Genomic DNA, 24,095 nt, shown 5'->3' with positions numbered 1-24,095 from the left:
CCAGCCGCGCGCACCCCGTTGCGCGCCGGTGCGCCGACAAACGCGCCCACTCGCGGCGCCGAAGTGTCGTCATATTCCTACAGTGAATTCAGCCCCTGCCTGCCTTGGGGATGGTCGGCGCTGTTCTAACCTGTAATCACCGGGACAGCGCAGCGCGGGGCACCAAATGCCGCCGCGCCGCCCGCACCACAACAAAGGAGCACGACATGGCCATTGGAACCATCCTCTTGATCATTCTTATCCTGCTGCTGATCGGCGCACTACCGACGTGGCCGTACAGCTCCGGTTGGGGCTACGGACCCAGCGGCGGTCTCGGGCTGATCGTCGTCATCGTTGTGATTCTGGTGGTGTTGGGCCGGATATAGGCGCGGATAAAGGCGGCCAGAGGTGACAGCCGTTGCAAACCGCATTTGCCCGTTGCGGCGCGAATCGCGACGCCGCGACGATTCTTCTGAACCTCGCATCGAAGGAGATCGACATGCCAGCCAAATCGAAGGCACAGCAAATGGCGGCCGGAGCCGCGCTTTCAGCCAAACGTGGCGAGCGCACCGCCGGTTCTCTCAAGGGCGCATCGAAGTCGATGGCCAAATCGATGAGTAAGAGCGAGCTTGAAAAAATGGCTTCCACCAAGCAAAAGGGCAAGCCGATGCACAAGTCCAAGAGCTAAGCGCGCCTTATCGCTCCTAAGCCCCTCGTCTGCGTCATGCGGACGAGGGGCTTGGTTTTTATTGGCATGCGTATTGGCGCGCGCCCAGCGCCTATCGCCGTCGACTATCGGTGTCCAACGCTCACCCGTCTATTCGCAACGCCCAATGAAACCCGGCAGTCGGCGCGCCTTGCTACTGCGCGCCAGCGGAATCGCCACCGTCATCGCGCGGGCAAATCCCGCGATGCTCTTCATGTCCTCCTCGACATGACGCCGAAAAAACCCCGCCCAGCGAAAGTCGCCATAGGCATTGCCCGGTTTGCGGTACGCCCCCGCCATGCGCGTGAACGCCGCCAGGCTGCGGTATGGATCGTCACGCATGCCCATCACTGTGGACGGCAACGCGGCCGTATCGAGCAGCTTGCCGTGCTCGTCATAGGGATGCACGTGTCCCAGCTTACGCATGCGCTTCCAGAACTTGCCAGGCGGCAGGCCGCTCAAATCGTCGAGTATGACCACCGGCGCGCGCCGCCATCCCAGCTCCAGCCACGCGCGGGTCCAGTGATGATGGTCGGCGATAAACAGCGCCCCGCCGGGGCCGACGATGGTCTTGATGCGGTGCTCGTTCAGGAACCGCTTGAGCGCCTCGGGCTCGCGCGGTCTGGCGGAGACATCCATCTTTTGCCGCACCTGATACAGCCCCAGCGTCAATTGCGTGGGACGCAGGGTATCGAGATCGGCCATGGCATGCAATTCCATCGACATCCTCCATGCGGCGCCGCATCACGGCACGATGCCGCATCACGATCAGTTATGGCTGGCCACTTGGCGATCGACGTAATGCTCGAGCTCGCTGCCGGGATCCTCGTTGCCTGTGCTCTGTTCCGCAACCGCCTCCGCGGCGACCGGGCCGGCGTGGTCGCGCCGGGCATCGTCCGCGCCGCGGTGCGATGACTGCGTCGCGGCGGCAGACGGCGCGGGCCAGCACTCGCCCGCGACGTCGTCCACCAAGGTCGGCGGCTGGTGCGGATCAAAGTCGACCCACTGGCCCCCGTCCCACTTGCCGCTGGCGCGCTCGATGTCGCATGCGCCGCCCTCGCGCAGGACGTCCAGCGCTTCGTCGCGGCGCTCGCCCTTGGCCCGTGCCGCGAGCAAAACGCCGGGCGGGCGCGCACCGCCGGGATTGACCGACATGATCGATACATCCCACACCGAAAAGCCGCGTGCATAGAGCTTCTGCGCGATCTGTTCGGCTTCGGGAATCGAGTTGAAACGTCCTGCGACAATCGATGACATGCTCGCTCTCCATGTTGATGGCGGAATCCAATCTGCAATGCGGACCTAGGCATTGACCACTTCGCCACCGTTGATGTGAAGGACCTGACCGGTGATGTAGCTCGCCGCGTCGGATGCCAGAAACACGTAGCCCGCGGCCACTTCGAACGGTTGACCGGGGCGTCCCATCGGCGTCTTGGTCCCAAACTCGGCCACTTCCTCCGCGCTGAATGTCGACGGGATCAAAGGCGTCCAGATAGGACCCGGCGCCACGCCGTTGACGCGAATGCCGCGCTTGACCACCTGCAGCGCCAGCGACCGCGTAAAGGCGACGATGGCGCCCTTGCTGGCCGAATAGTCGAGCAGATGAGCGCTACCGCGGTAGGCCGTCACCGACGTCGTATTGAGGATCGCCGCACCCTTCTGCAATTGCGGCAACGCGGCACGAGTCACATGAAACATTGCGAACACGTTGGTCCGGAACGTGGCCTCGACTTGCCCCGGCGAGACCTCTTCGAGCGACTCGCGCGGGTGCTGCTCGGCGGCATTGTTGACCAGGATGTCGAGGCGGCCAAACTGGGCAATGGTGTCAGCCACGATCTTGTCGGCGTGGGCGACATCGGCAATATCGCCCGCCATCGCCAGCGCGCGCTGTCCCGACTCAGTGATCAGTCGCTCGGTCTCCTGGGCATCCTCATGTTCGTCGAGATATGCAAAGGCTACGTCTGCGCCCTCGCGCGCGAAGGCGACGGCAATCGCGCGGCCGATGCCGCTGTCGCCGCCGGTGATCAGGGCCACCTTGCCTTTTAGCCGGCCGCTGCCGATATAGTCGTCGGCGCCGCTGTCCGGCCGTGGCGTCATCTCGCTTTCCAGCCCCGGCTCGCGCGCCTGGTGCTGGGGCGGTACTTTCTGTGGCGTGGACATCGAGCGCTCCCATTGAATAACGGATAACCGATCTGCCAGCGCATGGCGCAATTTCCATGCCGCACGGCTGTGCGCGCCGCGCAGCGCCGCGGCGTGCCACCGCACGGGTAAGGGTTACAAACGATGGCAAGCTTTCCCGGCGCCACATGCGCGCATGGCCCGCCCGCGCATCGGCGGCACGGCACGAACCTTGCTGCCTGCAGCACATCGCCAACCCGCACACGACGGCCGATGACCACCAAGCGGAAGGAACCAGTACGCCTGCTCAGGGAAGGCGCCCGACTGATGGTTCCAGTCGATCATCTGCGCCCCACCCAGATCACGGTGGGCGGCTATCACGTCGCGCAGAAAATCCACGTCACGCGGCGCCTGTCGCATGCGGAATTGCCGGGCTTTCTGGACAAGCACCGGATTCATGTAGTGCTCGGTCCCGAACAGACGTTGTATGTGGTCGATCACCACCACTGGGTGCGTGCGTGGCACGAGATGGGGATCGTGATGGTGCCTGCGATCGTGCGGGCAGACCTGAGCCATCTTTCTCCACGCAAATTCTGGAAGCACATGGTCGACACGCACATGGTTCATCCCTATGACGAACACGGCAAGCGTCGGCCGTTGAAGGAGCTTCCTGGCGATATCCACGGTATGCGCGACGACCCGTACCGCAGTCTCGAAGCGTTTGTGCAACTGGCCGGCGGCTATCGCAAGGTCAAGGCCGCCTATCCGGATTTCCGCTGGGCCGACTTTTTCCGCAAGCACATCGACGGTCCACTCGACAGCCATCACAGCTTCGCGACTGCGCTCGCGCGTGGGGTCAGGCTAGCGATGAGCCCGGCCGCGCGCGAACTGCCGGGATATATCGGTCCCTGCAAGCCGGCACGCCGCTAGCCCGGCGTTTTTCGGCGGCCTCAGCCTTCAGAACGCGCGGCGGCGTCCGATGCGGCGGCGTTGCGGCGCGCCATATCGCGTGCGTGCGTCAGCGCGCAGCACAGCAGAAAATACGCGCGCTTGAATTCGTTGGCGGCTTCGTGCGTGCTGCCACTGCGCGCATGACGAAAGCCCGCGTGCAGTCTTTCCTCGATGCCGCGCTCGATCTCGGGCTGCAGGAAAACGGCTCGATCGCGATTGCGCCACAGCGCCATGGTCGTGGTGTGGCGCGTATCCAGCGTCGCTGCGAGCCATGCCTGATCGGGGCTGCGCAATTCCAGACGCATCTCGCACAACGCCTGCATCAGCACGCGCGCCTGCCGCATATCGGCGCCACGCAGGGCACGCGCGCCGCTGCCCTTGGCGCGGGCCACCGTCGCAAGCCGCGCCGCGCGGATATGCCGCGCATTGGGATGGGGATGAGGGAGGACGACATCGGGCAGAATCGTCGGCGCATGCGTAGCGCAAAGCGATGCGTGCGCGGCTGATTCTTCCGATCGCTCTTGTCGTGCTGTTTGTATTGTCTTGGCTGTTTGCGCTGTTCGGGCGGTTGCCGCGCCGCTGCCATCGGCCTGCGTGCTCCGCGTAATGACTTGTTCCACCTTGGGCCTCGCTTGCTACGTGCTGGATGTTGTTGTGATGCACGTATCGATGCAATAGGCGTGCCGGGCAAATGCGGTGAACAAGCGATGAGAAAGCGATGAGAAGCCCGTGCATGGTCGCACCGCATTCCCATGCTTTCGCCCCGCTTTAAACGCGATCAAGCCGCCTTGCGCGCGGCGGTCGCGGGCGCCTGGGTACTTTCCAGCAAGGCCAGCAATCTCGCTTCGTCGGCGCGCAGGCGAATTGCGGAACGCGGTGCCGGTAAGGCTTGCAAAGTATCGGCCATGAACGCCGTCAGCACATCGGGATGCACGTAGCATTTGCGGCAGACCGCCATCGTGTTGCGCAGCCGCCGTGCAACTTCGCGGATGACTTCCACCACGGCCTTCTTGCGTGCGGTTTCGCTGTCGGCCGCCGTCTTGCGCAACAGCGCCAGCGCGTGCACGCTGCCTGCCCACGTGCGGAAATCCTTGGCCGTGAAATCGCCGCCCATCACTTCGTGCAGATAGGCGTTGACGTCGACCGATCCGATCTCGCGGACGTCGCCCTCGCCATCCTTGTACTTGAACAGCCGCTGTCCGGGCAGTTCCGCGCAGTTGCGCACCACGCGCGCCAGCCGCGCATCGTTGACGGACACATCGTGCGTGACGCCGCTCTTTCCGGTGAACTGGAAGCGCAGCCGACTGCCCCGCACCACAACGTGCTTGCGATGGAGCGTGGTAAGACCGTAGGTACGATTCTGCTCGGCGTAGCGCGGCGTACCCACCCTTACCAGCGTGGCGTCGAGCAACGCCACCACTGCGGCAAGCACCTTTTCACGCGGCATACCGTTGCGCGCCAGATCGCGCGTCACGCGTCCGCGCAACCTTGGCAAGGCCCTGCCGAACGCCATCAGGCGCGTGTACTTGTTGGCATCGCGCAGTACGGCCCAGTCCGGGTGATAGATGTACTGCTTGCGGCCGCGCGCATCGCGCCCTGTCGCCTGCAAATGACCGGACGGATCGCAACACACCCAGACCGACTCGTAGGCCGGCGGGATGGCCAACGCATTGATGCGGGCGAGCGTGGCCTCGTCGACACGCTTGCCGTCCGGGCCCACATAGGCAAAACCGGACCCGCTGCGGCGCCGCTTAATGCCGGGCTCGCTGTCGTCGACGTGGCGCAAACCCACGCGTTTCAGCGCCGCCGCTGTGGCGGCCGTGTCATCGTCAGGTTGCAGAGTTGCAGGATTGGCGGAGCTCATATGGCAACGCTCTGCACAAGCCATGCCATCCGCCGAACATGTGATCGCTGTGGGACATGGCAGTTTTTACACGCCAGCCGCGCACCAATCGTGCAAGTCTTGCAAGCGGGGAGTTCCCTCGCCCGTCAGGCGCTGCGCCGCGGCTGGGCGGCGATGACCTGCGGATCGTTGTCGTCGTCGCCCGCCGTCACCGCCTGTGCCGGCTCGTCGGGCACAGTGGACAGGCCATCGTCGTGATGGGGCGCCGATGTGGCGCTGGACGGCTTCGACGGCCGGCTTGGCACCGCGGGGCCGGTACGCGCCTCGGTCACCATTTCGCGCAGCCAGCGCAGCAACAGCTTGGTATAGGCGCGCTGGCTGTCTTCGGACGACAGGCCGTGGTCGGCGCCCTTGAGCACGCGGTAGGTGATAGAACTGGCCTGGATGCACGCATCGACGTAACTGAGCACCGCCGTGTGCGGCACGATGTTGTCGTGCTGGGATTCCACTACAAGTACGTCGCCCTTGAAGTTGGTACAGGCGCGCAGCGCCCGATTGCTCTCGGCCGCCACCACCTTGCGCCGATACGCCACCAGATCCTGGTCGCGATGCAACTGGCGCTTGGGCGATTCCCACCCGCTGTCCATGTAGAGCGCGGGTGCGCGAAACGCCAGCCATCGTACTGAGCGCAGTTCGCACAACACCGCTGCCAGATATCCGCCGTAGCTGCTGCCCACCACCGCGATGGCGTTGCGGTCGACCTCGGGGTGCCGCACCAGCATGTCGTAGGCGGCCAGCACATCGGCGAGATTGCGCATGCGGCTGACGGTCTCGTATTGCGCGGCCGTGCCGGCATGGCCAGTCAGGTCGAACGTCATGCACACCGCGCCCAACCCCGCCACTTCACGGGCGCGTGCCAGATATTGCTGCTGACTGCCGCCCCAGCCGTGCACGAACAGCACGCCGGGTAACTTGGTGGCGGGCGAGATCACTGTCCCGGCGATGACGCCGCCATCGGTATGGATCTTTATCGATTCTTCATGTGTGGCCATTGGAAACGGACTCCAGAATTGCGTACTTGGTCAGTGCACCGACACTGCGGTCTTCTCCCTGAAAATAGACGTCCGCGCCCGCCGGCACGGTGACGTCGGCTCCGTAGATTTCTCGCGTGCTGGCGGTGGCGCGCACGCATTGCGGATCGGCCTGAAAGGCGGCCAGCGCCGCCAGTTCCGCGCCGGTCGCGCCGCCCACGCGCCACGACTGCTCCAGCACACCGAGGCAGGCCTGCGCGCCGTGCCGGCCCAGCGCCACGTCGTAGTTGCAGCGCGATACCAACACGCCGGGAAAGCACGCCACAGCCGCCGCGTGATAGGCGATGGCCGCGCGCACCGCATCGCGCAAATGCGCTTCCACCGGGTGAGCCAACAGATCCTCCAGCCCGCCGCGCACCATGCGCAGCGTGGAGCCGCCATAGACTTCCTGCCCCGCATTGTTGGGCGTCAGCGTTTGCGTGCCGCAGTAGCTTGCGCGCAGATCGCCAATTTCCACCTGGCCCACGCTGTACGTCACCACGTCGTCAAGATTGCGTTCGAGCACGAGCCCTTCCCGGACCACGCGATCGGCGTCCAGGCCGGCCAGCGCCGCGTCAAGCTCGGCGGCGTTGCGCACCACCTGCTGTCCCAGCCCGCCGATCCCGCACGGCTCCTTGACCCGCACCGCGCCATCGCTCAGCATGCGTTGCCCGGCGCGACGCGCATCGTCGAGCGAGAACGCCGTGAATCCGGGCAGGACGTGGTCGCGCACATGCGCGGCAAACGCCTCGCTCCACCCTTCCGGCGCCTGCGCGTCGGGAGACACGAGCCCATGCGAGATCGCCTTGGTGCCGATGAAGGCGTGCGGCACTACGCCGCCAAACAGATTCTGCAGGCTTGTGATGCCAAGCTGCCGCGCGTGATCGAGACCGATCAGCGTTTGCTCGGGCACGAAGTAAAGCTTCCCGTCGGCGGTGCGGTGCGTTGCGGCGTCATAACTACCCGCATAGGTGAAGCCGGCCAGCCGCGCCACGCGCTGCGCGATGCCGGCGAGCGTGGCGCCCTGGTGGCTGCGCGGATCGTCACAATCGGCGCGGCCGTAGGCCACCACCCGAACGTCGCGGCTGACGGGATCGGGCGCAGCGTCGATGTCGATCGCCGCGGCCGAGGCCGATTGGGGAGTCGCGTGGGTCGCCATGTGGGCTCCTGTGCGGCCAGGCCGCTTTCTACGCCATGGGTTGTACGGTGTACGGAAGGACCGCGCGCAGGCATCGGCCCGATTGCGCCGATGCGCTCAGGCCGCGGCGGACGCCTCTCCCGTTTCCTGCTGGACCGCTGGATGGTGCCGTCCGTGGCGCGATAGCTGCGCCTGCCGCTTGTCGCGATGATTCAGGTTGGCCTCGTCGATCGAGTGGCTGCATTTCACGCCGCCCTCCTCGTCGGCAAGCTTCGCGAGCTGCCGGTAGAACGCCACGAGCTGGCGCAGTTCTTCCTCGTCGAGGTCCTCGATCGAGACCAGATGGTTGCTGGCCTCGCGATGCGACGCCAGCAACTCGTTGAGCTTCAGGTGCACGGCAAGGGCGTCCTTGTTCTGGCTCTGCTGAATCAGGAACACCATCAGGAAGGTAATGATGGTGGTGCCCGTGTTGATCACCAGTTGCCATGTCTCCGAGAACTTGAACATCGGCCCGGTGACGGCCCATATCACCACCACGAGCACGGCCAGCACGAACGCCACCGGCGAGCCCGCCTGCCGCGTGGCGGAGCCGGCAAAGCGATCGAATAAATGCAGAATGCGGCGATTGGTTGGCTGTGGCATGAATCGCTCCCATGCGAAGCAGGACTGACTACATTGTAGGGAGCGCCCTCATGCAGTTTCAGTCGGTGGCGTCCTACAAGGATGTCATCCGGCACCGTGACACGTCGTTTCTACAAACCTCGACGTGAACCTGGGCGCTCCGCGTGGGCATGACGATTGCGTCTCACCGGTGTGCGTGCGCGGCAAGAAGCTGGCCGCGTCCATCTCTTGTCCGACAGGAAAGGAACCACCATGACGCAGACTGCAAACGCAACGCCCGAGCGGCTTCACAACGACGACGAAGACGAACAACTGCGCGAGCGCGTCGGCACGTGCATCGCCGAAGCGTGCGGCGGCGACATGCCGGACGGCGTGGCCGTGCACGTGGTGGATCGGCGCGTAACGATCACCGGCCGCGTGGAAGATATCGACATCGCGCAGCGCATCGAAAAGGCCGCGTCCACCCCGCCCGGCATCCTGGGCGTATCTAACCAGTTGACCACGCGCGTACCGCCGCCCCAGGAACCGATGGGACAGCCGCCGGAAGCCACCGGCATGCGCGCCGACCCTTCCAACAAGCCGCCGGGCCAGGTCAACCACAAGGTATAGCGGATCCAGAAACGAAAGCCGCCTCGCATGCACAGTAACGCGAGGCGGCGGATTCTTGCCCGGCTCGCATCCGCGCGAGCCGGGTGGTGACAATACTGGCGTTCAAGCCCAGGGATCGTAGCGATCCTTTTCCCAGTAAGGCGAGATACCGTAGTACTCGTGAATGCTGGTGGCCCATTGCGAATTCGCCATGGTGGGCCAGTGCTCCTTGTCGAAACCGGGAGCGGCCTTGATCCGCTCTTTTTCGACGCCGAGCACGAAGCATTTGCGGCGCGTGTCGAGCGTCAGCGCGGACCAGGGCAACGCATGCAGGCGCTCGCCGATACCCAGAAAGCCGCCCATCGCCAGCACCGCATACGCGATGCGACCGCCAAGCACGTCAAGCATGATGTGGTCGATCGTGCCGATTTCCTCGCCCGACGGATCGACGACCTTGTTTCCCTCGAGCGTATCGGAGGCCATCACAAACGGGCCGCAGCCGGCTCCTGTTTGATCGACATCGCCGATGATCGCGGCGCCGCGCACCGGGCCGCCGGGCGGCGGGGGTACTTGTGGTTCAACGGGCTTCATGAGCAGCTCCTCTGGGTGAAAAATAAAAAGGGAATCGATCACGCGCGCTCGCTCGCGCTGGTGCGGCCCACAGGCACCGGCGCGGCCAGGGGATCGAAATCTTCCCAGCGTCCGTTGCGCCATTGGCCCTCAGCGCGCTCCACGTCCTGCGCGCCGTTCTGTCGCAGTTCGTTGGCGACCAGCGTGGTGTTATCGGGACTGACATGCGCGGCCAGCAAAACGCCCGCGTGACGCATGCGGCCGCTACGCTGGCTGGTCAGCGACAGCGCGCCAACCAGCGACCCGCCATACGCGCCGAGCCCGGTCGCAAAGGCCACCACCAGTACCAGCACCCACGGCTGCAGGTTCGCGCCATACCAGGCGCGCACCGCCGCCGCGAGGCAGATGCCGATACCCGCGCCAATTACCGCGCCGATCAACGCTCCACGGCCCGCGCCCTTGCCGGATTTTCGCGCAGCCGGGTCGGCCGCGTGGTCGCCGCCGATCGGATATGCCGCGTGCTGGCCGGCCGGATTCACATAGAACATGTTCAGATCGTCCTGCTTGACGCCCTTGGCCATCAAACGCGTTGCGGTGGTCTCGGCCCGGGCAAACGTATCGAATCGTCCTGCGATGATCGTAGACATCCTGAGGCTCCGTTCAAGGCATGTTGCAATGCAATGGTGTCCAGGCGCACAAGCCGGCGCTTCGGAATTTCAATCGCTCGGCTCGCCGGCGCCAACTGGCGCGACATCTCGCGGCGCGCTGCGCCTTCGCGCGATTCAGCGCTTGTCGGTGGCGCCCTTGCGGTGCGCCGCGGCCTTTTCGCCGGTCGGCTGGTGTTCGCTGCCCTTCTTGAGTTTCCAGTCGACGTCGTCGCGCTTGGTCTGGGTCTGCTTTTCCGCGTGCACTGCAGCACCCGGCGAAATCGGATCGCTGGCGGGGAACGTCATGTCCAACGATTCGTCGACAGCGGCCTGATATGTGCGGGCCGGCTTATCGGATTTGCCGTGCGTGGATTTGTCCGATGCCTGCGTCGAAGGCTTGGCGGACGGCTTGTGCGATCCCTTCGATTCTCGTGCCATGGCGTCTCTCCAGTTGCATATCGCATATCGAGTTGGGATCCCCTGTTGGCGGGGCTCCGTCTGCATACGATGCAAGTGCCGGGCCAGCGCACGCGCGCGTCGAGGCGTGCACAACGCGACGCGGGCCAGATCCGCCCCGCGGCGACGGCCAGCCGCGTTATGGCGGCGTTATCGAGGCGGTACTACGACGATAGCGGCACGACAGGAAAGGCGCGCGACGCGGCGCATGAGAGACGTTGCAGCGCACAAGGCGCTGCACTTTGTGCGCACGGCGGTAAAAACTGCCGCAGCACATGAGGTGGAAGCGAAGACTGGGCTCAGGCGGAATGCTTGCGCGGGAAACGGACGGCGATGCAGATCGTCACGCTATCGGTGTCGCACGCTTCGTTTTCCGCGGTCAGTTGCGCGCCCTGCAGTTCGACCATGCGGCGCGTCAGTAGCAGCGCGGTGCTCTGGCGCGGCGAATGACTGCCATCGGGCGGGATGCGGCGCGCGAAGAAATCGCTCAGCGCCGCCAGGCGGCTGGCGCCGCGCGTTTTTTCGACTGGCGGGCTCTCGGTAATCCGGAACTTGACGTAGTCGTCTTCTGCGGTAAGGTGCACGCTGACCGATCCGCCCGCGGCAGCGCGCCAGATGCAGTGCACCAGCAGATGCCGGAGCAGTGGCGCCATGCGCAGCGAATCGCCCTGCACCAGAAAATCGCGCCCTTGCGGGCTACGGCAATCCAGATCGGTCAACATCACGCCTCGCGCCTCGGCTGCGGGCCGCTTATCGGCAATCGCCTGTTCGGCCACCACGCGCAGATCGGCTTCTTCCCACGCCGGGGTGCGTTCATCCGCCAGCAGGCGCACGCCCTCTTCCATTTCCTCGATCAGTGCCAGCTGCTGCTGCATGCCCGAGCGCATACCTGCCAGCGCGCGCTGCGCGGGGCCGGCCATCGCATCGATCGAGCGATCGAGTACGTAGCTCCAGCTCTGGATCGCATTCAGCGACGAGCGCAGGTCATGAGAAGCCTGCTCCATCAGGGCCGTTACCTCGTTGATGCTGTGCACGGGCAACGGCGCATCGCAGGGATCACAGACATCGTGGGACTGCGGTAGCGCGCTCGATGCATCGCGTGCATCACTGGAAGGGTTTCTGGGGGCGTCAGCCATGTCGCTGCTCAACCATTGATCTGCACTTGGGAAATTGCAATGGCACCTTGCACGCAAGAATCGTGCGCCCCGGCGGGCGCGTTGCTGCGCGATCGGCCCATGCCGTGGCGAATCGCCTCGCGGGACCGCGGCTCACGCGCGCTTATGAGGCCGCCGGAGGGCTGGCGTCACCGTTGCGCGACGTGCGCAGCCATTCGGGCAGTTCGCCCTTGGCCGCATAATCCTCCAGCCGGTTGTACAAAGTTTTCAAACTGATACCCAGAATTTCCGCCGCATGCTTCTTCACGCCGGCGCATTGCTCCAGCGTGGCGAAGATCAGCTGGCGGTCAGCCTCGGCCAGCGACATGCCCACCGGCACCGACACCATCGCCGTGCCGCTGGTGGGCGCGGCGGCCACCTGCAGTGGGATCTGTACCTCGGTGATCACATCCTGGTCGGCCATGATGTAGGCGCGCTGCACGAAGTTGCGCAGCTCGCGCACGTTGCCGGGCCAGGCGTGCATGCGCAGGCTTTCCAGCACGGTGGACGAGAAGCGTCGCTGCGTGCCTTGTTCCGCGTTCAATTGTTCGAGCATGGTGTTGGCGATCTGCACCACGTCGTCGCCGCGCGCGCGCAGCGGCGGTAGTTCGATCGGGAACACATTGAGCCGGTGATAGAGGTCGGCGCGCAGCTTGCCTTCGGCCACCGCTTCCTCCGGATTGCGGTTGGTGGCCGCCAGCACGCGCACGTCGGCATGCTGCTCGCGGTTGGTGCCCACGCGCATGAACGTGCCGTTTTCCAGCACGCGCAGCAGCTTGACCTGCAATTCAAGCGGCATCTCGGTGATTTCGTCGAGAAACAGCGTACCGCCGTCGGCGCGTTCGAAATAGCCCTTGTGCTGGCGGTCGGCGCCGGTAAAGCTGCCGCGCTCGTGACCGAACATTTCGGTTTCGATCAGCGTGGGCGAGATCGCGCCGCAGTTGACCGCCAGGAACGGCTGACGCCGGCGCGCCGACAACTCGTGCACGGTCTGCGCGGCCAGTTCCTTGCCGGTCCCGCTCTCGCCGATCAGCAGCACGGTGGCTTCGGTCGGCCCAACCTTGCTGAGCTGGTCATAGACCGCCTGCATGGCCTCGGAGCTGCCCAGCAGCCGGCCAAAGCGGCCGTAGCGCCGCAGCTCGCCGCGCAGCGAATGGATCTCCGCGCGCAGCTCGCTCGTGGTGGCGATGCGCTTGAGCACGGTCTGCAGGCGCGTGACGTTGATCGGCTTGACCAGATAGTCGGTGGCGCCCAGCCGCAGCGCTTCCACCGCGGATTCGACGCTGGCATAACCCGTGGTCAGGATGACCTCGACGCCGGCCGATCCCACCTCGTCAAACAACTCCATGCCGCTGCCGTCCGGCAGACGCAAGTCCGCCAGGATGGCGTCGGGCATGCGCCATCCCAGTTGCAGCCGCGCTTCGCGCAGATTGCCGGCAGAGGCGGAGGAAAAACCTTCGATCGCAACGATTTCCTCCAGCGCCGCGCAGGCGTTTTCATCGTCGTCGACGATCAGGATGTGGGGCATAGGCGCAAGTAGGGGACGTCGTCTGACCAGCGTCGGGATGTCATGGCCGAAGCGGTGGAATGATAGTTAGGCGCACGGTTGGAGACTGCCGCCTCGCGCGCCGGTTTAGGCTGAAGTGTAATGATTGCACACTGGCCGATATGCCAGTGTCTGTCTTACACGCCTGTGGGATCATGCCGCGACGCGCCCTCGGGCGGTAGCCACTTGGCGCTCGAGCGGATAGCATGATAGGCATCTTCACCATCATGAAGCGCTCGCACCCCCCATCGCGGCAGATGTGCCCCCGGCGGGACAGGGCGGCGCGCCAGACAAATCCGTGTCAACCACTGCCACGCTCCCTTCCGGACGCTCCGTCCCGCCCCCGGCCCGCACGCCGGGGCGCCGTGCCGCCCCGGCCCAGGTTTCGCCGCTCTGGGACAGCACGTCGCCAGCCATGCAACGCCTCATCGCCCAGCTCAACCGCGTCGCCGTGACCGACGTCACCATGCTGGCGGTGGGGGAATCAGGCACTGGCAAGGAGGTGGTGGCGCGGGCCGTACACGACCGCAGCAATCGCCGCAACGGTCCGTTCGTGGCGGTCAACTGCGGGGCGATTGCCCCGACGCTGATCGAATCGGAACTGTTCGGGCACGAAAAAGGCGGCTTCACCGGCGCGCTCGACCAGAAAGCCGGTTACTTCGAACAGGCGCAGGGCGGCACGCTGTTCCTCGATGAAGTCACCGAGATGCCGGTGGAGATGCAGATCAAGCTGCTGCGCGTGCTGGAAAGCCGCTCGTTCCATCGTGTCGGCGGCGATACGCCGCTGGTGAGCGACGTGCGCATCCTGGCCGCCACCAACCGCGACCCGATGGAAGCCGTGCGCGGCGGCCAACTGCGCGAAGACCTGCTCTATCGGCTGGCGGTGTTTCCGCTCCATATTCCGCCGCTGCGCGAACGCGTCGAGGACATCACCGTCTTGGCGCGCCATTTTCTCGATGAATTCAACGCCATGGAGCAGACCGACAAGACGTTCGCGCCCGGATCGCTGGAACGCCTGACGCGCTACGACTGGCCCGGTAACGTCCGCGAACTGAAGAACACGATCTATCGCGCGTACATCCTGGCCGATCGTCAGGTGGAAATCGGCAACCCCGGCATGTCCAGCCAGCCGCCCCGGCCCACCACGGTGGACGGCGTGGTCAGCGTGCGCGTCGGCACCACACTGGCCGATACCCAGCGCGAGATTATCCTGGCCACGCTGGCCCGCTTCGACGGCGACAAACGCCAGGCCGCCAAGGCGCTCGGCGTCAGCCTGAAGACGCTCTATAACCGGCTCGACGTGTACCGCACGAGCTGATGACGCGCCGGGGTCTCCCGGCGTTTTTTTGCCCGCCATCTTCCATTTCGCACAGTCGGTCGCCTGCGCATCGACGCCTCACGTCACCCGAACGGAGGATGTGGAGCGCCCGACGCACACGCCATTCCTACCCTGAACAGGGCGCCACGCACGCAATTTTTACAACGCTGACAGGTCCGCCTTCCTGGTCCGGTTACCGTCGATCTCCACCATTCCGTTGCTCCGCCACGGCCGTGCTGAAAATCCTGTCGCGGCGCGCACACTGGCACGTGATTCGCATGTCCGGTCCGAATTGAAACAGACGAAACAGACGTCGCGCGCCCAACCTGCCCCGGGGCGCTCACGGCCAGAGGACTCTTGCAGTGCGCATATGCCAACTCAATCTGACGGACGCCCGGGCAGTGGATCGCGACGCGCTGGTACGCGCCGCGTCGCTCGGATTCGACCATATCCTGCTGGCCGGCTGGTCAGCGCCTCACACGTCGCAAGACGCGCTGCACCAGGCGCTACAGGCCTGCCGCGCCGAAGGGCTTGCCCCGCTGCTCGATCTGGCGCTCGATCGACTCCCGTCGAACATCGCCGGCCAGCATGACGGCTGGGTCGATCACGCGCGCCCGTCGGGCAGCCCCGACGCTACGGACAGTCATCTGCCCGGCGTGCGCGCGCGATGGTTCGACGACGCGATTGCCGAGCAACTGGTGGCGTGGTGGAGCGCGCAGCTTGGCGACGCCGTCCAGGCCGGCGCGGCCGGTTTCTGCTGCCGTGCCCCGGCGCGCGTGGCCGCTAGACACTGGACCGAACTGATCGAAACCGTGCGGCGTCAGGGCGACGCGCTGTTCCTGGCGTGGACGCCGGGTACTTCGGCCGCGCAACTCGACGAGCTCGCCAGCGTGCCGTTCGACGGCGCGTTCTCGTCGCTGCCCTGGTGGGACTATCGCAGCGCCTGGCTGACCGAGGAGATCGCCCGGCTGCGCCGCTTCGGCCGCGTGCTGGCGGCGCCGGCGCTGGCGCCCGACGGCGTCGACGTGCTGGCTGCGCGCCGCGCGCTCTGGACCGCCGCCGCCATCGGCGACGGCTGGCTGGTGCCGGCCGGGTATGAAACGGGCGCTGCCGCAGCGCAGGCCGCCAGCTTCGATGGCAGTGCCGTGTCCTCTGCGGGACAGGGCGACGGCCCAGCCGGCGACATCGTCGACGCGCCTTACGATCTCACGCACGAACTGATGCAGGCCAACGCGTGGCTGACCGCGCGCGATCCCGAACCGGCCGTTGCCATCCGGCACGTCAGCGGCCCCGGGGCCCCGCTGACGGTCCTGGCGCGCGTGCCGCGCCATGCTTCCAATGGCGCGCCCGCCGCACCAGCGCTGACGGTGGTGGTCAATCCCTGCCCGCTTGAGCCCGCCTGCCTGGGCGCGGACCGCGTGCTGGGCGCCTTGCCGCAGCCGGCCGCCACGCTGACACCCGCCGCAGGCGGCCCCGGCAGCGCGCTGGAAGCCGATGCGCCGCTCGATCCTTCCAGCACCATCACATTGCCGCCCGCCGACATCCGCCTGTACGAAGCCCGGCCCGCGCCTGCGGCCGCCGCGCCGAAGCGCGCGACCAACGGGCGCAAGACCACTAACCGCGCGCTGGCGTCGGCACTGGCCGCACCGCGCGTGGCCATCGAAAATCTCTCGCCCAGCGTCGACAACGGCCGCTTTGCCGTGCGCCGCGTGGTCGGCGAGCGCGTGGAGGTGACCGCCGACATCTGGATGGACGGTCACGACAAGCTGGCCGCAGCGGTGCTGTGGCGCGGCCCGGGCGACCAGGAGTGGCACGCCGCGCCGATGACGCACGTGGACAACGACCGCTGGCGCGGCAGCATTCCGATGGTGGCGCTGGGACGCCATGAGTTCACGGTCGAAGCCTGGCGTGATGCGTTTGCAAGCTGGCTCGACGAAATCGGCAAGAAGCGCAAGGCCGGCGTGCAGATCACGCTCGAGATCGAGGAAGGCGCGCGGCTGGTAGCCGAAACGCTGAACAGCCCGCAGGCGAGCGGCATCGACGATGCCGCCGCATTGCTGGCGGATCTCGACGCAGCAGCCGGCGACGATGCGCTGCGCCTGGAAATACTGCTTTCACCTCGCACCGAAGCCGCCATGCGCGCGGCCATGGCAACGCCCGCCGGCCGGCCGTTTGCCAGCCGCTATCCCACCGCGATGCCGATCGAGGCCGATCGTCTGGCCGGACGCTTCGCCAGCTGGTACGAGCTGTTTCCGCGCTCGGAAAGCGGCGACGTCAATCGCCACGGCACCTTTGACGACGTGATCCGGCGCCTGCCGGCAATTCGCGCGATGGGCTTCGACGTGCTGTACTTTCCGCCGATCCATCCCATCGGCCAGGCACACCGCAAGGGCAAGAACAACAGCCTGAAGGCCGAGCCGGGCGATGTCGGCAGCCCCTACGCGATCGGCAGCGCCGAAGGCGGCCACGACGCGATCCACCCGCAACTGGGCACGCTCGAGGACTTCCAGCGGCTGCGCCAGGCGGCGGCCGCGATGGGCATCGAGCTCGCGCTCGACTTCGCCATCCAGTGCTCGCCCGACCATCCGTGGCTGCGCGAGCATCCCGAGTGGTTCTCGCACCGGCCCGACGGCACGCTGCGCTACGCCGAGAATCCGCCCAAGAAATACGAGGACATCGTCAACGTCGATTTCTACGCCGCTCCGCCGGCCGGTGAACAGCTGTGGCAGGCGCTGCGCGACGTGGTGATGTTCTGGGCCGAACAGGGCGTGCGGATTTTCCGCGTCGACAATCCGCATACCAAGCCGCTGCCGTTCTGGGAATGGATGATCGCCGATGTGCGCGCCCGATATCCGGACACGCTGTTCCTGGCCGAGGCGTTCACGCGGCCCAAGATGATGGCGCGGCTGGCCAAGCTGGGCTTCGCGCAGTCATACACGTACTTCACGTGGCGCAATACCAAGGCCGAGCTGACCGAATACATGACCGAGCTGACGCAGAGCCCATTGCGCGAGTTCTATCGTCCGCACTTCTTTGTCAACACGCCCGATATCAACCCGTTTTTCCTGCACAACGGGGGACGTCCCGCGTTTCTGATTCGCGCCGCGCTGGCCGCGCTGCTGTCCGGCCTGTGGGGCATGTACAGCGGTTTCGAGGTTTGCGAAGGCGCCCCGCTGGTGCTGAACGGCGTGGAGCGCGAGGAGTATCTCGATTCCGAGAAATACCAGCTGCGCGTACGCGACTGGCAGGCGCCGGGCAATATCGTGGCCGAGATCGCGCGGCTCAATCAGATTCGCGCCAGTCATCCGGCGCTGCAGAACCATCTCGGGCTGCGCTTCTATCACGCCAGCGACGACGCGGTGCTGTATTTCGCCCGCTATATGCGCGCCGATCCGTGCGATCCGGCCAGCGCGGCGGGCACGGAGGCCGTGCGCCAGCGCGAGTTCGGCGACGACGTGCTGCTGGCCGCCATCAACCTCGATCCGCGCGCCGCCCGCGAATGCGACATCGAACTGCCGCTGTGGGAGTGGGGACTGCCCGACCACGCCGCGCTAAACGCGGAGGACCTCATGCACGGCAAGCGCTTCACGTGGCACGGCAAGCGCCAGCGCATCCGCCTCGATCCGCACGAATTGCCGTTTGCGCTCTGGTATGTGCGCCCGCAACAACAAGGAGAAACGGCATGAAGCGACTCTCCGAGCGCGCCAACGCCGCACTGCTCAATGCGGACCCGCTCTGGTACAAGGACGCGGTCATCTATCAACTGCACATCAAGTCCTTCTACGATGCCAATGGCGACGGCGTGGGCGATTTCGCCGGGCTGCTGGCCAAGCTCGACTACCTGGTAAGCCTGGGCGTCGACACCATCTGGCTGCTGCCGTTCTACCCGTCGCCGCGCCGCGACGATGGCTACGACATTGCCGACTATCGCAACGTGCATCCCGACTACGGCACGCTGGCCGAGGCCAAGCGCTTTGTCACCGCGGCGCATGCGCGCGGGCTGCGCGTGATCACCGAGCTGGTGATCAACCACACATCGGACCAGCACCCGTGGTTTCAGCGCGCGCGCAAGGCCAAGCCGGGATCAGCGGCGCGCAACTACTACGTGTGGTCCGACAACGACCAGAAATACGCGGGCACGCGCATCATCTTCTGCGACACCGAAAAGTCGAACTGGAGCTGGGACGCGGAGGCCGGCGCGTATTTCTGGCATCGCTTCTATTCGCACCAGCCCGACCTGAATTTCGACAATCCGCAGGTGCTCAACGAAGTGCTGTCGGTGATGCGATTTTGGCTCGACATCGGCATCGACGGACTGCGCCTGGACGCGGTGCCGTACCTGGTGGAACGCGAGGGCACCAGCAACGAGAACCTGCCGGAAACCCATGAGGTGATCCGCAAGATCCGCCGCCACCTGGACGAGCACTACACGGGCCGCATGCTGCTGGCCGAGGCCAACATGTGGCCCGAGGACGCGCAGCAATACTTTGGCGGCGCCAGCGGCGGCGGCACGGCGGACACCACCGGCGCGGCCAGTCCGGACGGCGGCATCCAGGGCGACGAATGCCATATGTCGTTCCACTTTCCGCTGATGCCGCGCATGTACATGGCCATCGCGCGCGAGGACCGTTTTCCGATCACGGACATCATGCGCCAGACGCCGGAAGTGCCGCCCAATTGCCAATGGGCGATCTTCCTGCGCAACCACGACGAACTGACGCTGGAAATGGTCACCAGCAGCGAGCGCGATTATCTCTGGGAGGTCTATGCCACCGACCGCCGCGCACGCATCAACCTCGGCATTCGTCGACGCCTGGCGCCGCTGATGGAACGCGATCGCCGCCGCATCGAACTGATGAACAGCCTGCTGTTCTCGATGCCGGGCACGCCGGTGATCTACTACGGTGACGAGATCGGCATGGGCGACAACATCCACCTGGGCGACCGTGACGGCGTACGCACGCCGATGCAATGGTCGCCCGACCGCAACGGCGGTTTCTCGCATGCCGATCCGGAACGGCTGGTATTGCCGCCGTTGCAGGGGCCGCTGTATGGCTATGAAGCCGTCAACGTGGAAGCGCAGACGCGCGATCCGCATTCGCTGCTGAACTGGATGCGCCGCATGCTGGCGCTGCGGCGCCAGCATCATGCGTTCGGCCGCGGCACGCTGCGCTTCCTGTTTCCCGGCAACCGCAAGATCCTTGCGTATCTGCGCGAATACGACGGCGAGCACATCCTGTGCGTGGCCAACCTGTCGCGCGCGCCGCAGGCCGTGGAGCTGGACCTGTCGCAATTCAACGGGCGCGTACCGGTGGAAATGCTCGGCGCCACGCCGTTTCCCGCCATCGGCCAGCTGACCTATCTGCTGACGCTGCCGCCGTATGGCTTCTACTGGTTTGTGCTGAGCGAAGACGCGGCGCCGCCCGCCTGGCACGTGCACGCCCCCGAACAAATGATCGATCAAGTCACGCTGGTCCTGCAGAACGTCGGCCAACGCAGCGAGCTAACGGAAGCTGCGCGTCGCACGCTGAACAACGAGGTGCTGCCCCACTACCTCGCCCGCCGCCGCTGGTTTGCATCGAAGGGCGAGCGCATCGAACGCGTGAGCGTGGCCTATGCATGGCCGATTGCGCAGGTCGACAACAACGAGGAGATCTGGCACTGCGAAGTGGAAGTCTCGCTGCCGGGCCGCACCGAATGCTATCAACTGCCGGTGGCGCTGCTGTGGGACCGCGAAAGCACGGACGGCATGCCGCAACTGGTGCACGGCCTGTCAATGGCGCGCGTGCGCCGCGGCAGCCGCGTCGGCGTGGCCACCGACGGCTTCGTGCTCGAATCGTACGCGCGCGCCATCGTGAAGGCGATGCGCAATGGCGTGCAGGCGGAAACCGCGCGCGGCGTGATCCGTTTCCAGGCCGAACCGGGCCTGGCCGCCGCGCCGCTGGAAGACGAGCCGGTGCAGTGGATGTCGGCCGAGCAATCGAACAGTTCGCTGGCATACGGCAACAGCGCGGTGTTGAAACTGGTGCGGCGCGTGGCCGGCGGCGTGCACCCCGAGGCCGAAATGACGCGCTACCTGACCGCCAACGGCTACACACATTCCGCGCCGCTGCTGGGCGAAGTGGTGCGCGCAGGGGCCGACGGCACGCCGCATACACTGATGCTGCTGCAGGGCTACATCCTCAACCAGGGCGATGGCTGGGACTGGACGCTCGATTACCTGGGACGCACCATCGACGACGCGCTGCCCTCCACCGACGGCGAGGACGAATTCGACGAGTCACTGAACGGTTATGCCGCGATGGTCGGCACGCTGGGGCGGCGTCTGGCCGAACTCCATGCGGTACTGGCGCGGCCGGCCGAAGACGCTGCGTTTGCGCCCGAATCCGCCGGTGAGGACCAGGCCAGCGAATGGGCCAACGAGGCATTGCATTCGCTGAACGAGGCGCTCGATCTGCTAAAGGCACACCGCAAGTCGGCCACCGGCGATTTCGCCAGCGATATCGACATGCTGCTGGACAGCCGCGACGCACTGCCGCGTCTGGTGGCGCGGCTCGCCACGGCCGCGCCGGGCAGCCTGCAGACGCGTATCCATGGCGACTTCCATCTGGGACAGATCCTGATCGCGCAGAACGACACCTATATCGTCGATTTCGAAGGCGAACCGCGCCAGCCGCTGGCCTTCCGCCGGCGCAAGACGTCGCCGCTGCGCGACGTGGCCGGCCTGCTGCGCTCGCTCGATTACGCGGCGGCCACGGTCGGCACCGATCGGCGTGAACGCACCCATGCCACGTTGCCGCCCGCGCAGGCGCAACGGCGCGCCGCGCTGCTCGACCGCTTCCGCGCCACGGCCGGCAACGCGTTCCTGCACTGCTATGCGCAAACCATGGCGGCCGCTGCGCAACCGTGGGCCACGCCGGAGCAGCTGCATCCGCTGCTCGACCTGTTCCTGCTGGAACGCGCGGCCTATGAGGTGGGCTATGAAGCGGCCAATCGCGTGGCGTGGATCGACCTGCCCACCAGCGGGCTGGCGCGTCTGGTCCGCCGACTTCTGGGAGACGATCATGGCCAGCAATGACGCCGCGCTCGACCTGCCCGCGCCGACCCTGCCGGGTCCGGTCATCGATGCACTGCGCGAAGGCCGGCTTGCCGATCCGTTCGGCGTGCTGGGTCCGCATCGCGACGAACATGGCATGACGGTGCGCGCCGTGGTACCCGGCGCTGCAGCCATGCAGCTTACCGATGCGCATGGGGATTTCCTGGCCGACATGGTGCAACTGCATCCAGACGGCGTGTTCGCGGGCCGCTTGCCCGATTGGCCTGAGACCGGCCGCAATCCGGTCGGCAATCAGCCCGACGCGCAGCGCCTGCCAGGCGTCCAGGACTATCGCCTGCGCGTCCGCTGGCCGGACGGCAGCGAGCAGATCAGCGCCGACCCGTACGCGTTCGGCCTGCTGCTTGGCGATCTCGACCTGCATCTGTTCAACGAGGGCCGCCATCTGGAACTGGGCAAGTGCCTCGGTGCGCAGTGCCTGACGATCGAGGGAGAGCCCGGCGTGCGCTTTGCCGTGTGGGCGCCCAACGCGCAACGTGTGTCGGTGATCGGCGATTTCAACGGCTGGAATCCTGCACGGCATCCGATGCGGCTTCGCCTGGGGTCCGGAGTCTGGGAACTGTTCGTGCCGCAGGCGATGGGCGCGGCGGGCGGCAGCCGCTACAAGTACGACATGACCGGCCCGCACGGCGAGGCGCTGCCCGACAAGGCGGACCCGGTGGCGCAGGCCACCGAGCTGCCGCCGGCCACCGCGTCGGTGGTGGCGTGCGCGGGCCGTATGGCGCCGCCGTTCCAGTGGAATGACGCGGCGTGGCTGGAACAGCGCGCACGCACCGATCCCTATGCGACGCCCATGTCGGTCTACGAGCTGCATGTCATGTCGTGGCAGCGCGCGGCCAACGATACCGGGCGCGGCTGGGATATCCTGGCCGAGCGGCTGATTCCGTACGTGCGCGATCTGGGCTTCACGCATATCGAACTGCTGCCGGTGACCGAGCATCCGTTCGGCGGATCTTGGGGCTACCAGCCGCTCTCGCTATTCGCGCCCACATCGCGGCTGGGACCGCCAGACCGGTTTGCCGCGTTCATCGACCGCTGCCACCAGGCCGGCATCGGCGTGATCCTCGATTGGGTGCCCGCGCACTTTCCGACCGATCCGCACGGGCTGGCGCAATTCGACGGCACCGCGCTGTACGAACACGAGGACCCGCGCGAGGGCTATCACCAGGACTGGAACACGCTGATCTACAACCTCGGCCGCAACGAGGTGCGCGGCTTCCTGCTGGCCAACGCGATGCATTGGCTCGAACACTTCCACGCCGATGCGCTGCGCGTCGACGCCGTGGCGTCCATGCTGTACCGCGACTACAGCCGCGAGCCGGGCCAATGGGTGCCAAACCGCTTTGGCGGCCGCGAGAACCTGGAATCGGTGGCCTTTCTGCGCGAGATGAACGCGCTGGTGCGCGAGCGCTGCCCCGGCGCGTTGACTATCGCGGAAGAGTCCACCGCATGGCCCGGCGTCACGGCAAGTGTGGAATCGGGTGGCCTGGGCTTTCATTTCAAGTGGAACATGGGCTGGATGCACGACACGCTGCGCTATTTGTCACACCAGCCGATCCACCGTCCATGGCACCACAGCGACATGACCTTCGGGATGGTCTACGCCTGGTCCGAAGCGTTCGTGCTGCCGCTGTCGCACGACGAAGTGGTGCATGGCAAGGGATCGATGATCGGCAAGGCGCCCGGCGACGACTGGCAGCGCTTTGCCAACCTGCGCGCCTACTACGGCTTCATGTGGACGCACCCGGGCAAGAAGCTGCTGTTCATGGGCGGCGAGTTCGCGCAGTGGCGCGAATGGAACCATGACGAGGAACTCGACTGGGCGCTGCTCGATCAGCCCGCGCATCGCGGCGTGCATTCGCTGGTGCGCGATTTGAACCGCCTGTATCGCAACCTGCCGGCGCTCCATGCCGCCGATCACCGGCCCGAAGGTTTCCAGTGGATCGTGGGCGACGATCACCAGAACAGCGTCTTTGCCTATCTGCGCCGCGCCGCGGCCGACAGCCGCGACACGGTGCTGGTGGTGGTCAACATGACACCGGTGCCGCGCTACGGCTATCGCGTGGGCGTGCCGTTTGCGGGCGACTGGGAGGAATGCCTGAACACCGACGCCGGCGTCTACGGCGGCAGCAACCTGGGCAACGGCGGGCGCGTGCAGGCCGACGCGACGCCATCGCACGGACAGCCGGCATCGGTGGCGCTGACGCTGCCGCCGCTGGCGACGCTGGTCCTGCGCCCCGCAACCGATTTGTAATCACCGCCACACCGACAACAAC

General features: G+C 66.1%; 21 protein-coding genes. 8 read left to right on the top strand and 13 right to left on the bottom strand.

Translation table 11 applies throughout. From position 1 onward, the window contains the following. The first annotated feature begins 206 nt into the window (after positions 1-206). Complete coding sequence (locus tag AC1RKI_RS14025; protein WP_084003989.1) at positions 207-365, top strand: DUF3309 family protein; 159 nt, start codon at positions 207-209, stop codon at positions 363-365. 113 nt (positions 366-478) lie between these two features. Beyond that, entirely contained in the window at positions 479-667 is a 189-nt protein-coding gene (locus AC1RKI_RS14020) for a DUF3008 family protein (protein ID WP_061957022.1), read from the top strand. A gap of 129 nt (positions 668-796) precedes the next feature. On the opposite strand, the gene AC1RKI_RS14015 is transcribed toward AC1RKI_RS14020, so the two are convergent. From AC1RKI_RS14015 to AC1RKI_RS14005, 3 genes are read right to left on the bottom strand one after another with little or no spacing between them, the layout of a single operon-like run. Further along, a complete protein-coding gene (locus tag AC1RKI_RS14015; protein WP_492795783.1) occupies positions 797-1,405 on the bottom strand; it encodes a ParB-like protein in 609 nt (202 codons plus the stop codon). A 48-nt stretch (positions 1,406-1,453) separates the two neighbouring features. After that, entirely contained in the window at positions 1,454-1,942 is a 489-nt protein-coding gene (locus AC1RKI_RS14010) for a hypothetical protein (protein WP_061956979.1), read from the bottom strand. A 45-nt stretch (positions 1,943-1,987) separates the two neighbouring features. Continuing rightward, positions 1,988-2,845 carry an SDR family oxidoreductase gene (locus tag AC1RKI_RS14005; RefSeq protein ID WP_492795781.1) on the bottom strand — a complete coding sequence of 286 codons (858 nt, stop codon included), beginning with the start codon at positions 2,843-2,845 and terminating at the stop codon, positions 1,988-1,990. 231 nt (positions 2,846-3,076) lie between these two features. On the opposite strand from AC1RKI_RS14005, the gene AC1RKI_RS14000 reads away from it, so the two are divergent. Then, positions 3,077-3,733, top strand: a complete 657-nt coding sequence (locus tag AC1RKI_RS14000; protein WP_227460833.1) for a ParB/Srx family N-terminal domain-containing protein — start codon at positions 3,077-3,079, stop codon at positions 3,731-3,733. Between the two features lie 20 nt (positions 3,734-3,753). On the opposite strand, the gene AC1RKI_RS13995 is transcribed toward AC1RKI_RS14000, so the two are convergent. The 5 genes from AC1RKI_RS13995 to AC1RKI_RS13975 form a co-directional block, all read right to left on the bottom strand. After that, positions 3,754-4,146 (bottom strand): hypothetical protein, encoded by a 393-nt coding sequence (locus AC1RKI_RS13995; RefSeq protein WP_492795779.1) that lies wholly within the window; start codon positions 4,144-4,146, stop codon positions 3,754-3,756. A gap of 386 nt (positions 4,147-4,532) precedes the next feature. Beyond that, positions 4,533-5,618, bottom strand: coding sequence for a DNA topoisomerase IB (locus AC1RKI_RS13990; RefSeq protein WP_341248554.1), 1,086 nt, complete (start codon positions 5,616-5,618; stop codon positions 4,533-4,535). Between the two features lie 125 nt (positions 5,619-5,743). Continuing rightward, entirely contained in the window at positions 5,744-6,649 is a 906-nt protein-coding gene (locus AC1RKI_RS13985; RefSeq protein ID WP_061956982.1) for an alpha/beta hydrolase family protein, read from the bottom strand. Beyond that, a complete protein-coding gene (locus AC1RKI_RS13980; RefSeq protein ID WP_150981391.1) occupies positions 6,636-7,826 on the bottom strand; it encodes a DUF3182 family protein in 1,191 nt (396 codons plus the stop codon). The genes AC1RKI_RS13985 and AC1RKI_RS13980 overlap by 14 nt, the downstream gene beginning before the upstream one ends. 96 nt (positions 7,827-7,922) lie before the next feature. Beyond that, positions 7,923-8,447 carry a low affinity iron permease family protein gene (locus AC1RKI_RS13975; protein WP_061956984.1) on the bottom strand — a complete coding sequence of 175 codons (525 nt, stop codon included), beginning with the start codon at positions 8,445-8,447 and terminating at the stop codon, positions 7,923-7,925. A gap of 231 nt (positions 8,448-8,678) precedes the next feature. Between AC1RKI_RS13975 and AC1RKI_RS13970 the strand changes: the two genes are divergently transcribed. Then, entirely contained in the window at positions 8,679-9,035 is a 357-nt protein-coding gene (locus tag AC1RKI_RS13970) for a BON domain-containing protein (protein WP_227460828.1), read from the top strand. A gap of 102 nt (positions 9,036-9,137) precedes the next feature. Here AC1RKI_RS13970 and AC1RKI_RS13965 read toward each other — a convergent pair whose 3' ends face one another. The 5 genes from AC1RKI_RS13965 to AC1RKI_RS13945 form a co-directional block, all read right to left on the bottom strand. Next, positions 9,138-9,605 carry a PRC-barrel domain-containing protein gene (locus AC1RKI_RS13965; protein WP_061956986.1) on the bottom strand — a complete coding sequence of 156 codons (468 nt, stop codon included), beginning with the start codon at positions 9,603-9,605 and terminating at the stop codon, positions 9,138-9,140. 38 nt (positions 9,606-9,643) lie between these two features. Continuing rightward, the gene (locus AC1RKI_RS13960) at positions 9,644-10,231 is read right to left on the bottom strand and encodes a hypothetical protein (protein WP_061956987.1); all 588 of its coding nucleotides are present in this window, start codon (positions 10,229-10,231) and stop codon (positions 9,644-9,646) included. Between the two features lie 135 nt (positions 10,232-10,366). Next, entirely contained in the window at positions 10,367-10,669 is a 303-nt protein-coding gene (locus tag AC1RKI_RS13955; RefSeq protein WP_223506203.1) for a hypothetical protein, read from the bottom strand. Between the two features lie 317 nt (positions 10,670-10,986). Continuing rightward, complete coding sequence (locus AC1RKI_RS13950; protein ID WP_492795776.1) at positions 10,987-11,823, bottom strand: sensor histidine kinase; 837 nt, start codon at positions 11,821-11,823, stop codon at positions 10,987-10,989. A gap of 142 nt (positions 11,824-11,965) precedes the next feature. Next, positions 11,966-13,369 carry a sigma-54-dependent transcriptional regulator gene (locus AC1RKI_RS13945; RefSeq protein ID WP_061956988.1) on the bottom strand — a complete coding sequence of 468 codons (1,404 nt, stop codon included), beginning with the start codon at positions 13,367-13,369 and terminating at the stop codon, positions 11,966-11,968. A 316-nt stretch (positions 13,370-13,685) separates the two neighbouring features. On the opposite strand from AC1RKI_RS13945, the gene AC1RKI_RS13940 reads away from it, so the two are divergent. The 4 genes from AC1RKI_RS13940 (at position 13,686) to glgB (ending at position 24,073) form a co-directional block, all read left to right on the top strand. Further along, positions 13,686-14,705: a sigma-54 interaction domain-containing protein gene (locus tag AC1RKI_RS13940; RefSeq protein ID WP_061956989.1), complete on the top strand. Its 1,020-nt coding sequence runs from the start codon at positions 13,686-13,688 to the stop codon at positions 14,703-14,705. A 362-nt stretch (positions 14,706-15,067) separates the two neighbouring features. Beyond that, positions 15,068-18,391, top strand: coding sequence for an alpha-1,4-glucan--maltose-1-phosphate maltosyltransferase (locus AC1RKI_RS13935; RefSeq protein ID WP_492795773.1), 3,324 nt, complete (start codon positions 15,068-15,070; stop codon positions 18,389-18,391). Next, positions 18,388-21,783, top strand: a complete 3,396-nt coding sequence (gene treS, locus AC1RKI_RS13930) for a maltose alpha-D-glucosyltransferase (RefSeq protein WP_244788138.1) — start codon at positions 18,388-18,390, stop codon at positions 21,781-21,783. The genes AC1RKI_RS13935 and treS overlap by 4 nt, the downstream gene beginning before the upstream one ends. Then, positions 21,770-24,073 carry a 1,4-alpha-glucan branching protein GlgB gene (gene glgB / locus AC1RKI_RS13925; protein ID WP_492795771.1) on the top strand — a complete coding sequence of 768 codons (2,304 nt, stop codon included), beginning with the start codon at positions 21,770-21,772 and terminating at the stop codon, positions 24,071-24,073. Before treS ends, glgB begins: the two co-directional genes overlap by 14 nt. The last annotated feature ends 22 nt before the right edge of the window (positions 24,074-24,095 follow it).

The sequence above is a fragment of the Cupriavidus sp. GW822-FHT06G04 genome (assembly GCF_058799075.1).
Note: the sequence above shows the minus strand (reverse complement) of the source record. Positions and strands in the feature narration are given on the sequence as shown.

What these genes read in the sequence shown, in the direction of transcription:
- AC1RKI_RS14025 (WP_084003989.1), top strand. Translation starts at nt 207, where the DNA reads ATGGCCATTGGAACCATCCTCTTGATCATTCTTATCCTGCTGCTGATC.
- AC1RKI_RS14020 (WP_061957022.1), top strand. Translation starts at nt 479, where the DNA reads ATGCCAGCCAAATCGAAGGCACAGCAAATGGCGGCCGGAGCCGCGCTT.
- AC1RKI_RS14015 (WP_492795783.1), bottom strand. Translation starts at nt 1,405, where the DNA reads ATGGAATTGCATGCCATGGCCGATCTCGATACCCTGCGTCCCACGCAA.
- AC1RKI_RS14010 (WP_061956979.1), bottom strand. Translation starts at nt 1,942, where the DNA reads ATGTCATCGATTGTCGCAGGACGTTTCAACTCGATTCCCGAAGCCGAA.
- AC1RKI_RS14005 (WP_492795781.1), bottom strand. Translation starts at nt 2,845, where the DNA reads ATGTCCACGCCACAGAAAGTACCGCCCCAGCACCAGGCGCGCGAGCCG.
- AC1RKI_RS14000 (WP_227460833.1), top strand. Translation starts at nt 3,077, where the DNA reads ATGACCACCAAGCGGAAGGAACCAGTACGCCTGCTCAGGGAAGGCGCC.
- AC1RKI_RS13990 (WP_341248554.1), bottom strand. Translation starts at nt 5,618, where the DNA reads ATGAGCTCCGCCAATCCTGCAACTCTGCAACCTGACGATGACACGGCC.
- AC1RKI_RS13985 (WP_061956982.1), bottom strand. Translation starts at nt 6,649, where the DNA reads ATGGCCACACATGAAGAATCGATAAAGATCCATACCGATGGCGGCGTC.
- AC1RKI_RS13980 (WP_150981391.1), bottom strand. Translation starts at nt 7,826, where the DNA reads ATGGCGACCCACGCGACTCCCCAATCGGCCTCGGCCGCGGCGATCGAC.
- AC1RKI_RS13975 (WP_061956984.1), bottom strand. Translation starts at nt 8,447, where the DNA reads ATGCCACAGCCAACCAATCGCCGCATTCTGCATTTATTCGATCGCTTT.
- AC1RKI_RS13970 (WP_227460828.1), top strand. Translation starts at nt 8,679, where the DNA reads ATGACGCAGACTGCAAACGCAACGCCCGAGCGGCTTCACAACGACGAC.
- AC1RKI_RS13965 (WP_061956986.1), bottom strand. Translation starts at nt 9,605, where the DNA reads ATGAAGCCCGTTGAACCACAAGTACCCCCGCCGCCCGGCGGCCCGGTG.
- AC1RKI_RS13960 (WP_061956987.1), bottom strand. Translation starts at nt 10,231, where the DNA reads ATGTCTACGATCATCGCAGGACGATTCGATACGTTTGCCCGGGCCGAG.
- AC1RKI_RS13955 (WP_223506203.1), bottom strand. Translation starts at nt 10,669, where the DNA reads ATGGCACGAGAATCGAAGGGATCGCACAAGCCGTCCGCCAAGCCTTCG.
- AC1RKI_RS13950 (WP_492795776.1), bottom strand. Translation starts at nt 11,823, where the DNA reads ATGGCTGACGCCCCCAGAAACCCTTCCAGTGATGCACGCGATGCATCG.
- AC1RKI_RS13945 (WP_061956988.1), bottom strand. Translation starts at nt 13,369, where the DNA reads ATGCCCCACATCCTGATCGTCGACGACGATGAAAACGCCTGCGCGGCG.
- treS (WP_244788138.1), top strand. Translation starts at nt 18,388, where the DNA reads ATGAAGCGACTCTCCGAGCGCGCCAACGCCGCACTGCTCAATGCGGAC.
- glgB (WP_492795771.1), top strand. Translation starts at nt 21,770, where the DNA reads ATGGCCAGCAATGACGCCGCGCTCGACCTGCCCGCGCCGACCCTGCCG.